Origin of the sequence: Streptomyces sp. NPDC002884 (genome assembly GCF_040295245.1) — a bacterium.
Classification (GTDB): domain Bacteria; phylum Actinomycetota; class Actinomycetes; order Streptomycetales; family Streptomycetaceae; genus Streptomyces.
This window is the reverse complement of record NZ_JBEOVB010000014.1, coordinates 213,565-224,555: the sequence shown is the minus strand read 5'-3', so window position 1 is coordinate 224,555 and position 10,991 is coordinate 213,565. Positions and strand designations below refer to the sequence as shown.

Here is a 10,991-nt window from a genome sequence, read left to right as displayed (position 1 = left end):
GAAAAACGACACACTCACTCGATTTTATTATTTTGATATTACGTTATAGGAGATCTCTTGATTCGTGACTGGAGTTCTGAGGTGTGCTCTTCCGTTCTGGGGGGGCGGGGGCCCTGGGCGGGGGCGGGGCCCCAGGGCGGGGGCCGGGGCCCTTGGCCGGGGCGGGGGCCAAGGGCCGGGCTCAAGCCCGGCCATGGGCCCGGCTACGGCCTCCATTACGGGCCCGGGCCCGCCACGGCCCCGGCCTCGGTCCGGCTTCAGGAAGTTAATCCGCCCGGGGCTGCGCGCAAGACCCCAGCTCTCGACGCCGGAGCATGACGCAGGCATATGCCAGCGTGCCAGCGCCGCAGTTGAGGGGGCCGAAGGTGCCACACATTCTCGTCAACAACCCCTCCCCCCGGCCCCCTTGGCCGCTATCGTGGAGGTGATTCACTGTCAGGATCAGGAATCACGGCCATGAGGCGACCAGGGGGGAACCGTGGCGCTGAAGCACGAGCCGACCGTGCCGTACCACTCGGCCCAGGAAGCGTTGCGCGTCCTGGAGACGGTGGCGCGGCACTCCACCGGTGTCACCGACGCCGAACTCGCCCGCGAGACCGGACTCACCGCGGAGCGGCTGACCACACTCCTGCGCATGCTGCGCCGCGAGGGCTACGTCGAGCAGGTCGCCGACGGGGCGTACGTCACGGGCGACGCCCTGACCCGCCTGGGTTCCGCGCACCACCGTGAGCAGGCCCTGCACGACCAGCTCCAGCACACCCTCGACCGGCTCCGCGACTCCGTCGGCGCCGCCGTCTACATCAGCCGGTACGTCGACGGCGAGGTCACGATCACCCAGTACGCCGACGGCCCCGCCACGCCGTCCGTCAACGAGTGGGTCGACTTCCGCTCCTCCGCCCACGCCACCGCGCTCGGCAAGAGCCTGCTCGGCCAGCTCGACCACAACGGCCGGCGCGACCACCTCTCCCGGCACAAGATGGCCCGGCTCACCTCGCGCACCATCACCAACGACAAGCTCCTGCTCTCCCGGCTGGAGGCGCAGCCGCCCACGGTCCCGATGCTCGACCTCCAGGAGTACGCGATCGGCACGGTCTGCGCGGCCGTCCCGATCACCGCCGGCTCCATGGCGGGCTGCCTGGCGCTCTCCCTGCCCGTGGAGCACGCCCACCGGCTCCGCCAGGCCGCCGAGACCCTGAACAGGAACACGGCACCGGTACTGCTGTCCCTCGCGATCTGATCCCCGTCCGGCGGCCGCCCCGTGGGCGGTCCGGCGGGCGGTCCGACGGGTGGTCCCGGGTGGTGCGGAGCACCCCCGCGGACCGGGTAGTATTTTCTCCGTCGTCAACCGCCGAAGGCGGAGGGCGGGAGTCATGCGCCGCTAGCTCAGTTGGTTAGAGCAGCTGACTCTTAATCAGCGGGTCCGGGGTTCGAGTCCCTGGCGGCGCACAGATGAAGGGCCTCTCGTGGACACGAGGGGCCCTTCGGCTTCCTCTGCCGTGAGCCTGCGGTACGTCGCCTTTCCCGGCGGCCGCCACCACACCGGATCGGCGCACCGGACCCCCTCCCGCCGCAGCAGCGCCCGGTGGATCTTGTTCGTGGCGGTGACGGGCATCCGCTCCAGCACCCGTACGAACCGGGGCGCCATCTTCGTCCCCAGATCGGGCTGGGCGAGCAGGAACTCGGCGAAACCGAGCGGCTCGAAGGACCCGGCCAGTGCCGCCATCACCTGGTCCCCGGTCACCGGGTCCGGCACCGCGTAGACGGCCACGGCGGACGCCCCCTCGTACCGGGCGAGGATGTTCTCGATCATCGCGGCGGCCAGGTTCTCGCTGTCGACGCGGAGCCGGTCGTCGGTGCGGCCCGCGAAGTAGAGGAAGCCTTCGCCGTCGCGGTAGAAGAGGTCGCCGGTCCAGTACTCCCCGTCGTCCCGGCGCCGCTCGGCCTCCGCCGCCGGGTTGCGCCAGTAGCCCTCGAAGGGGTTGGGACCCCGGTTGACCAGCTCGCCGATCGCCTCTTCGCCGTTCAGCAGACGTCCGCCCGGGTCGAGAACGGCGGGCGCGCACTCGGCGCGGGTCTCCTGGTCGAGGACGACGAGACCGGGCCCCGCCCGCCCGACCGCCCCCGCCGGAGTCCCCGGCGACCACTGCACGGCCGCCCCGCCCTCCGAGGAGCCGTACCCCTCCACCAGCCGCACCCCGAACCGCCGTTCGAAGGCGGCCGCGTCCACCGCGCCCGCCTCGGTGCCGAAGCCCAGCCGCAGCGTGTGGTCCCGGTCGTCGGGGCGCGGCTCGGTGGCCAGGACGTACTGGATCGCCCGGCCCACGTAGGTGAAGTACGTCGCCCGGAAGTGCCGTACGTCCGCCAGGAACCCGGATGCCGAGAACCGCCGTCGCAGCGCCACCCCGGCCCCGGCCGCCAGGGCGGGCGCCCAGTCGGCGATCACCGCGTTGCCGTGGAACATCGGCATGCAGACGTAGTGCACGTCGTCCCGGCGCACGGAGAACTGCCCGGCCAGCGAGCGTCCGGCGGCGGCCAGCCGGCCCTGGGTGCAGATCGCCGCCTTGGGGGCGCCGGTCGAGCCGGAGGTGAAGTAGAGCAGGAACCGGTCGGCGGGGCCCGCCCGGGAGGGGTCGGGGCGGGCGTCCGCGTACGGGGCGAGCAGGTCGTCGTACTCGGGGGTGCCGGTGATCAGCAGCCGGACCCCGGGCAGGTCCAGGCCCCTGAGGAGGGGCAGGTGGGTGTGCTCGGTGATCAGCAGCCGGCACTCGGTGTGCAGGATGTCCCGGGCCAGTTCGGGGCCCCGCCGGGTGGGGTTGATCCCGGCGACGGCCGCGCCGGCGAGGGCGGCGGCCGACAGCCAGAGCGGGAACTCCGGGGTGTTGTCCAGCAGCACCCCGAGATGCGGCGGACCGTCCGACGGCAGCAGGTCGGCCAGCAGCGCCGCCCGGGCGGCGGCGCCGGCCGCGACCTCGTGATGGGTGAGGACCGTGCCCTCGGGCTGCTCGGGCTTCTTGGCGTTCTCGGGGTGCGCGGGGTGGCGGCACCACAGCCCGGGACGGTGGTCGCCCCACCGGGCCGCTACGAGTTCGGCGACGGACTCCATGGCGGCGCACGGTAGTTGACGTACCGTCAGATGTGGAGGGCTACGGCATGAAGTCGTCCGCCTCGGCGAACATCCAGTGGGCGGTGACCATGAAGAAGACGCAGAAGGCGATGGCCACGCCGAGGAAGAGCAGCAGGCAGCCGGACTCGGCGAAGAGCCTGCCGTGGGCGGGCGCCTTGGCCGTGGCCTCCTCGGGGTGGCCGGCCGCGTAGTGGACGGTGACGATGTCGCCCTCGATGGTCGTGCCCGGGCCGTTCGCCTCCTCGAAGCGGACGGCCCGGCCCTCGCGGGTGGTGAACTCGTAGACGTGGTGCAACGTCGTGCCGACCATCGTGTCGCCGCCGCCGCTGGTCGTCGTGTACGACCGCAGACAGCGCGCCTCCGCGGTGCAGCCGCCGTCCCAGGCCCGGACGACCCGCCGGGAGCGGCGGACCAGCCCGAACACGCCGAACAGCAGGCCGGCGATCATGACCGACGGCACAAGGTAGAAGAAGGCTTCCATGAGCTCCCCCGAGGTCCAGGCGCCGACCTGGTCGTGTCGGCGTGCAGGGAACGTACCCGCGCGCGGACCCGGGGGAGCTCAAGCGATGCTCAGAACGTGACGTCGGAGCAGGCGTAGAAGGCGTTGGTCGTGTCGGCGACCGTCCACACCGCGACGATCACGTGACGTCCGCTGAGCCCGGACGGCAGCGTGCCGCTGTGCGAGAGGGTGGACGGGGGCCGCTGACCGCCGTAGGGCACGGTCAGGAACGGGGTGAGGTTGAGGTCGGAGCGGGCCAGGTTGTGGTTCTGGTTCCAGCCCTGCTTGGTGACGTAGTACTTGAAGTCGGTCGTGGCGTGCATGGCGGTGAACTGCCACCGGAAGGTGTAGCTCTGACCGCCGGTCACCCTGGTGGCCGGCCACGCCCCGCCCAACGGGGTCTTCGGGCTGTCGAGCTGGGCGAAGCGGGTGTTGTTCGCGGAGCAGATCCTTCCGTCGGCCGCGCCGGACGCCGGGAAGCCCTTCGGGCCCTCGACGCTCTGCGGCTCCCACTGGATGTCACCGCAGTTGGTGACGGAGCCGTTCTGGCAGAGCTTCTGCCGGCTGATGGGGAGGTCGGTGTAGCCGTGGCCGCTCGCACCCCCGGCGGTGAGCACGAAGGCTCCCGCCGTGGTGAGTCCGAGCGCGGCGGCGTACCACTTGGTCTTTTTGCGCATGCTGCCGCTCCTGGAGAACGTGGGGAGTTCGGTGAGGAGTTCAGTGAGCTCATGCGTGCAGGTCTAGACCAAGTTCGAGATTATTGCCGTTTCTTGGCTGTGTCCATATCAAAGACGTGTCCGGCCCCGTCACGGCCCCTGTTCCCCCCGCCCCGAACAGAAGGCGACCGTCAGGTCCTTCACCAGGGCCTTGCGCTCGTAGTCGTCGAGTTCCACGAGACCCCGCATGGTCAACCGGGTCACCGTGTCCTCCACCGAGTCCACGACCGAGGTCAGCATGGTCGCGCGGTGCTGGGCGTCGAGCGCGGCGATCCGGCGGCGGTGCATCGCGGCGGCCACCTCGGGGGCGTACTCGATCCGCAGCGGCCGTACCGAGAACACCTCCAGGCCGATCGCGCCCGCGTCCTGCGCGACCCGCCTGGTCAGCGCCTCCCCCGCCGCCTCCACCGACCCCCGTCCCGCGCCCGGCGTCTCCACCGGGATCCTGGCCAGGGCCGCCTCGACGCACTCGCGCAGATACGTCTCGTGGTCCTCCACGCCGAGCGTGGCCCGCGCGGTGTCCCGCACCCGCCACACCACGAGCGTCACCACCCGCAGCGCGACCCCGCTGCCGTCGGCGGCGGGCATCGGCTCGCTGCGCCAGTGCCGCAGCCGTACGTCCACCCGGCGGCGCAGCAGCAGCGGGTTGACCCACAGCAGTCCGGTGCGCCGCACGGTCCCCCTGTAGCGGCCGAACAGTCCGAGCACCCAGGCCCGGCCGGTCCGCCCGCGGGCCAGACCGCCGAAGCCGAACAGCCCCAGCGCACCCGCCCCCGCGTACGCGGCCCACTGCGCCGGACCGAGCCCGGCGCCCGCGAAGTCCGGCAGCCGCAGCGCCTGCGCCGCGTGCGGCGGCAACACCCCGGACCACCACGAGGCGGCCACACAGCCCGCCGCCCCGCACATCCCGGCGAACACGCCCGCCGCGCCGGGCAGCACCCGGGCCGGCCGCTCCACCAGGTCCGGGTCGACCTGCGCCACCGGGCGGGGCTTGGCCGGTGTCGGCCGGCGCAGTCGCGGCTGCTCGCCGGTGCCCGCCCGGCTGCCCACCACGGCGGGCCCGAGCGGCACGGGCCGCGGCTCGGGCTCGTCGCGGAACAGCAGATGGACGGGGATCTCGGTGGTCGCCTCGTTCTGGATGAGCCGGGTGGGCCTGGACGGTCCCTCGGACTCGGGTGTCGGTGAAGTGGTCGTGTTCATTGCGTGCCTCCAGCCTCCGCGCCAGATACGCCATGACAGTGGGATGGGATCGAGCGGGCGAGCGGATCCCGCTCCGGTCTACGAGAAGAGCCGCCGCCAGGTCTCCGGGCCCGGGTAGCCGTCGGCCGCGCCGCCGCGCCAGCCCTGGGTGCGCTGGAAGGCCTCGACCCCTCGCCGGTCGGCCTCGCCCCAGCGCGCCCCGGGACCCGTCGCGTAGTACCTGCCGAACCCCTTCCTCACCAGCTGCCTCCCCAGCTGGGTGACGTACGCGTTCTGCGCGCCGGGCCGGAACATGCCCCGGCCCGGGTAGGCGGGGACGCGCGGTGCCGAGGGCGCGCCGGCCGCCCCGGTCGCGGGATACCCACCGTTTCCACCGCCGGAGCCGAAGCCGGAACCGAAGCCGGAGTCCGGGCCGGCGCCGGTCCTCGGGGGCTGCGCGGGGGTGATGTTCCTGCCCTGGCCGGAGATCAGCAGGGCCCAGGTGCTCGGGCCGGGGATGCCGTCGGCGTCGGCGCCGCGCCAGCCCTGGGCCTGCTGGAAGGCGAGGGTGGCCCAGCCGTCGGACGCCGACCACCTCGGTCCCGGGCCCGAGGCGTAGAAGCGTGCGCCGCCGCGCTCGACGAGGAGCCGGCCGAGCTGGGTGACGTACGGATTGTTCGCCCCGGGCCCGAAGGCCCTCCGCCCCGGGAACGACGTCGTCGCGGCACCCCCGGCGCCGGGCCTGTTCCCGCCGAGGGCGGTCGTGCCGACCTGTTCCCCGCCGCCGGGAGCGGCCGCCGTGAGGCCCTTGTACCGGTAGGGCACGTAGCGGTCCGAATGGCTCCAGTAGGCATAGGGAGTGGGCTGCCGGCGGGTGGTCGGGCGGGTCTGCTCGTAGACCAGGTAGTAGCTGTGCGTGTAGTCCGTCCAGCCGCCGAAAAGGACGACGTGCGAGCCTTTCTCGGGGTCGGACGGATTATGGAACAACAGAATGTCGCCGGGCTGGAGCTCCTCCTTGGTAATCCGTGTCCCGTACTGGTGGAGGCTGCCCGTCCACTCGTTGCCGGGCAGGTTCCAGGCCTTGGAGACGAAGCCCGAGCAGTCCTGCCGGTATCCGTCGTACCAGTAGGTGCTCATGCTGTACGGCACCTCTGCCGAAACCCATTCCTTGGCCCGTCTGATGATGTCCGCCCGGGTCGTCGGGGGCGTTTTCACCGGTCCCGCCACTCCCCCGGGCTTGGCCGGCTGCCCGGCCGGACCGTGCAGCGGCGCCTTGCCGCCCTGCGGGGTCTCGGGCTCGTCACCTGCGGGTACGCCGGGCCGGTCGGAGGTCTGCGGGGCCGCGAAGGCGGGCACCGCGTGGGCGGTGCCGAGCGCCGCGGCCGCCGCCGTGGCGACGACCACCACGCGATGGGCGGCCGGGCGACCGCCGAACCGCGCGGGCGGGGAATTCGATCCCGCCCACCGCCGGGATACGCATCCGGGGCACTCGCAGTCACTCTCGGGATCGAATTCCTCGAATACCGGAGAGCCCATGCGATTCCCCTCACACTCCAGCTGAAAATGTCCGCGACTGTGCACGTTCGCCAGTTTCTCAACTGTCTTCCCGACGCGCATGCTGACGGTCCGAATGATGTACGCGACACCCGCCCGGCCCAGTGACGCGGCGGCCCGGCGGCCGGGTGGTCCGGCGCACCCCCGGTGGTCCTGTAGAGTTCTCACGTCAGCAGGCGCCGCTAGCTCAGTTGGTTAGAGCAGCTGACTCTTAATCAGCGGGTCCGGGGTTCGAGTCCCTGGCGGCGCACAGACACCGAAGGCCCTTCGCGAAAGCGAGGGGCCTTCGCTCGTTGTGAGCACGAGCGCGGGTGTACACGCGACGGGCGTGCACGCGACGGGCCGCCATATCCGTCCGCCTCACAACTTCCCCTGCTCAATTCAGACATAAGACCCGCGTTGCTCACGAGAGTGCCGGAAGACGGTCGTCACCGCCGTCCACGGGGTAGGTGAACCTCACAGCCTCCCGCGCCGGTCGCCGGGCTACTCCCGCAGCCCGGGCGCGCGCGGTCGAGGACCGGCCCGGTCGGCGGTTTCGGGGGAGCGGGCCGTCGACCGGGCCAGGTGACGTCGGCCCGGACGGCGCCGGGCCGGCGGCCGGGCGGGTGGAGGGCGTCGGGTCAGACGCCGGTGCCCGTCAGATACGCCGACACGATCACGTTCGCCGTGTAGCTGCGGCTCACCCGGTCGAAGGTGCCGCCGCAGGTGATCAGGCGCAGCTCGGCGCGGTCCGGCTGCCGGGGGCCGTAGGCCTGCCGGGCGTCGAAGCGGTCGCGCTGGACCACCTCGACGTCGTCGACGGTGAACTCGGCGATCTTCCCGTCGTCGCGGACCACCCGTACCGTCTCGCCGGCCTTGAGCGTGCTGAGCTTGTAGAAGACGGCGGGCCTGGTCGCGGTGTCGACGTGCCCGACCAGCAGGGCCGTGCCCCGGGCGCCGGGTTTCGCACCCTCGGCGTACCAGCCGACGACGCCCGCCTGGTCGAAGGGCGGTGGATCGATGCCCCCCTGGGGGTCCAGCCCGCGGGCGACGACCGGGGCCTGCACACCCAGGTCGGGGATGTCGATGCGTTGCGGCAGCGCCTGCCCCAACGGCTTCGCGGCGGGCGGGAGTTCGGCGTCCGGCGGGCGGCCGACCGCGGCCATGTCACCGGTGGCCGGGGCGGATGTGCCGTGCCGTACGTCGGTCACCTCGCGACCCCACAGCCACAGCCCGAGCAGCAGCACCGCCCAGGCCAGACCGGTGAGGAAGCGGCCGGAAGAGCGTTCGCGGTCGGGCATGCTCAATCCGCCCTGCGTCTCCGGTGCACCCCGCGGAACACGACGGCGGCCGCGGCGACACCCGCGAGCACCAGCCCGACGACCGCCTGCACGGTGCCGGGACCGTCCACCCGCGCCTCCTCGGCGGCGGCGAGCGGGGCGAGGGGAGCCAGCGGGGCGGTGCCACCGCCGCCGGCGTGCACCGGGGCGACGGGAGAGGCGGGCGTGGACGGCCCGTACGGCTCCGCCGACTCGAAGTCCGACGGCCGCGACGCCTGCGACGACTCGGCGGGCGACGGGGCGACGACCTCGAGGTGACCCTTCACCTTGAAGTCGACGCAGGTGATCCGCACGTCGTAGGTGCCCGCCCCGATCGAGGAGCGGACCCGGGTGTCGCCGACGAGCGTGCCGCCCGCGCCGGCGAGCTGCGCGTCCGCGACGAAGGCGTCCGAGGCCGCGGTGGCCGTTCTGCCGCCGCAGCCGCTGACCTTCAGCGTGACGTCGGCTCCGGGTGCGGGCGTGGACGGCGTGATCGAGACGCTGCCGCCCTTGTCCCCGCCGTCCTCGCCCGAGGCGTACGCCGTCGGGATGAGCACCGCGGCGGCGACCGCGACTCCCGCACAGACAGTGATTTTCAGTGAACCCATCGTGAACCTCCAGCTGGTTGGAGACTCTCCCGCCGGGACCCGACGCGCATCCCCAGGCGGGGCATCACTGCTCCGTACGAGTGGCTCACGCCGTGTTACGGGTTTCAGATCCGGTCGACGAGATCCGCGATCGAGTCCACGATCTTCGACGGGCGGTACGGGAAGTTCTCGACCTGCTCGGGCCGGGTCAGACCGGTGAGCACCAGGAACGTCTGCATGCCGGCCTCCATGCCCGCGAGGACGTCGGTGTCCATGCGGTCGCCGATCATCGCGCTGCTCTCGGAGTGGGCGCCGATGGCGTTCAGACCGGTGCGCATCATCAGCGGGTTGGGCTTGCCCGCGAAGTACGGGTTCTTGCCGGTCGCCTTGGTGATCAGCGCGGCGACGGCTCCGGTGGCCGGGAGCGCGCCCTCGGCGGAGGGGCCGGTCTCGTCCGGGTTGGTGCAGATGAACCGGGCGCCGTCGTTGATGAGCCGGACGGCCTTCGTCATCGCCTCGAACGAGTAGGTGCGGGTCTCGCCGAGGACGACGTAGTCGGGCTCGTGGTCGGTGAGGATGTACCCGATGTCGTGCAGCGCGGTGGTCAGCCCGGCCTCGCCGATGACGTACGCCGTGCCCTCGGGCCGCTGGTCGTCCAGGAACTGGGCGGTGGCCATCGCCGAGGTCCAGATGTTCTCGATCGGCACGTCCAGGCCCATGCGCCGCAGCCGGGCGTGCAGGTCTCGCGGGGTGTAGATCGAGTTGTTGGTCAGGACCAGGAACGGCTTGCCCGAGTCGCGCAGCTTCTTCAGGAAGGCGTCGGCGCCGGGGATCGGTACGCCCTCGTGGATGAGCACACCGTCCATGTCGGTGAGCCACGACTCGATGGGCTTGCGGTCTGCCATGTGCGGGATCTCCCTGCCGTACGCGGACGCGAGTACGCGGTGGCCGCGCCTGTACGCGGTGCTGCGCCTGCACGCGGTTGCTGCGTGCGCCCCAGCCTAAGCACAGGCCCGATCTTGAGGGAATGGCCGGTGGTGAGGCGTCCACCGGCTGGGACGCGGCCTCGGTTCAACGGCGTCGCCGGGCCAGCCGGCGGGCCAGCAGCAGGACCGTCCCGGCGGCGAGGAGACAGACGGTGGCGCCGACGAGAACGGCGGGTGAGGTGAGGCCGGTGCGGGCGAGTTCCTCGGCCTCGTCGGCGAGGGAGAGCCGGCCGGTGTCCGCGGCGGAGGCGTCCGGGGCGGGAGTGGGGACGAGAGGGGGAACGGGGGCCGCGGTGGCGGTGGCAGTGGCGGTGGCAGTGGCGGTGGCGGCGTGGGTGGTACCGGGGGTGGGCGCGGCCGGGTCGAGGCCGGGAGCCGTGCCGCGGTCGGGGGCGGTGTCGCGGTCAGGGGCGGTGTCGGGGGCGGTGTCGCGGTCGGGGGCGGTGCCGGTCTCGACGGCGAAGCGGTAGTCGTTCGACTGTCCGATCCAGTCGCCGTCGTCGCCGTGCCGCTGGACGACCGCCGCGTTGGCGGTGACGTCGTTGGGCGCGGTGTCCGAGGTGAGGGCGAGGCGCAGCTTGACGGTGAGGGTCCGGCCGGGGCCCACGGAGAAACCGGGGAAGCTGCCGGCGCCGTCGGTCCGCCCGTCAGTCCGCCCCTCGGCCTCCCGGGCGGTGGGCCCGTCGGTGAAGGCCCCGACCAGTTCGTCGTCGTCGGTGGGTTCGAAGCGGACCGGGTGGGGTTGTCCGTCGGCGTAGAACTCCAGGCGCGCCTGGGACGGCTTCAGGGTGCGTCCGGCGTCGACCAGGACGACCACCGGGTGGATCCCGTCGCAGGTGAGGCGGGTGGTGTTGGTGAGATCGAGATACCAGATGCCGTAGCCGCCCCCGGCCCGGTAGGAATCCGGGCCCCCGTGCAGCCGGGTGGTGAGGGGGAAGCCGGCGCCGTCGGGACCGGCACAACTCGGGCCGGCTTCCGCGTGGGCGGGCGCGGGGAGGAGGGCGGCGGCCACGGCGAGGCAGAGGGAGACAGGCGGGCACAGTCGCAT

At 72.5% G+C, this 10,991-nt stretch carries 10 protein-coding genes and 2 tRNA genes; 3 read left to right on the top strand and 9 right to left on the bottom strand.

Translation table 11 applies throughout. The features are described from left to right. The first annotated feature begins 478 nt into the window (after positions 1-478). Positions 479-1,237, top strand: a complete 759-nt coding sequence (locus ABT070_RS26885) for an IclR family transcriptional regulator (protein ID WP_351764422.1) — start codon at positions 479-481, stop codon at positions 1,235-1,237. Positions 1,238-1,372: 135 nt separating this feature from the next. After that, positions 1,373-1,446: transfer RNA gene (locus tag ABT070_RS26880), tRNA-Lys, on the top strand. On the opposite strand, the gene ABT070_RS26875 is transcribed toward ABT070_RS26880, so the two are convergent. From ABT070_RS26875 to ABT070_RS26855, 5 genes are all read right to left on the bottom strand, one after another. Continuing rightward, positions 1,412-3,103: an AMP-binding protein gene (locus ABT070_RS26875; protein ID WP_351764421.1), complete on the bottom strand. Its 1,692-nt coding sequence runs from the start codon at positions 3,101-3,103 to the stop codon at positions 1,412-1,414. The two genes, ABT070_RS26880 and ABT070_RS26875, sit on opposite strands and share 35 nt — an antisense overlap. Before the next feature lie 40 nt (positions 3,104-3,143). After that, entirely contained in the window at positions 3,144-3,605 is a 462-nt protein-coding gene (locus ABT070_RS26870) for a DUF3592 domain-containing protein (protein WP_351764420.1), read from the bottom strand. An 89-nt stretch (positions 3,606-3,694) separates the two neighbouring features. Continuing rightward, positions 3,695-4,300, bottom strand: coding sequence for a lytic polysaccharide monooxygenase auxiliary activity family 9 protein (locus tag ABT070_RS26865; RefSeq protein WP_351764419.1), 606 nt, complete (start codon positions 4,298-4,300; stop codon positions 3,695-3,697). A gap of 129 nt (positions 4,301-4,429) precedes the next feature. Continuing rightward, positions 4,430-5,539, bottom strand: a complete 1,110-nt coding sequence (locus tag ABT070_RS26860) for an SPFH domain-containing protein (protein WP_351764418.1) — start codon at positions 5,537-5,539, stop codon at positions 4,430-4,432. A gap of 78 nt (positions 5,540-5,617) precedes the next feature. Further along, a complete protein-coding gene (locus ABT070_RS26855; RefSeq protein ID WP_351764417.1) occupies positions 5,618-7,054 on the bottom strand; it encodes a peptidoglycan-binding protein in 1,437 nt (478 codons plus the stop codon). Positions 7,055-7,248: 194 nt separating this feature from the next. Between ABT070_RS26855 and ABT070_RS26850 the strand changes: the two genes are divergently transcribed. Then, a tRNA-Lys gene (locus tag ABT070_RS26850) sits at positions 7,249-7,322 on the top strand. 370 nt (positions 7,323-7,692) lie between these two features. Here the strand turns inward: ABT070_RS26850 and ABT070_RS26845 are convergent. The 4 genes from ABT070_RS26845 to ABT070_RS26830 all read right to left on the bottom strand — a co-directional run bounded on the left by ABT070_RS26845 (position 7,693) and on the right by ABT070_RS26830 (position 10,991). Continuing rightward, positions 7,693-8,352, bottom strand: coding sequence for a class F sortase (locus ABT070_RS26845; protein ID WP_351764416.1), 660 nt, complete (start codon positions 8,350-8,352; stop codon positions 7,693-7,695). 2 nt (positions 8,353-8,354) lie between these two features. Continuing rightward, entirely contained in the window at positions 8,355-8,978 is a 624-nt protein-coding gene (locus ABT070_RS26840) for a hypothetical protein (protein ID WP_351764415.1), read from the bottom strand. A 104-nt stretch (positions 8,979-9,082) separates the two neighbouring features. Then, positions 9,083-9,862 (bottom strand): HAD-IIA family hydrolase, encoded by a 780-nt coding sequence (locus ABT070_RS26835; protein ID WP_351764414.1) that lies wholly within the window; start codon positions 9,860-9,862, stop codon positions 9,083-9,085. Between the two features lie 166 nt (positions 9,863-10,028). Beyond that, the gene (locus ABT070_RS26830) at positions 10,029-10,991 is read right to left on the bottom strand and encodes a hypothetical protein (RefSeq protein WP_351764413.1); all 963 of its coding nucleotides are present in this window, start codon (positions 10,989-10,991) and stop codon (positions 10,029-10,031) included.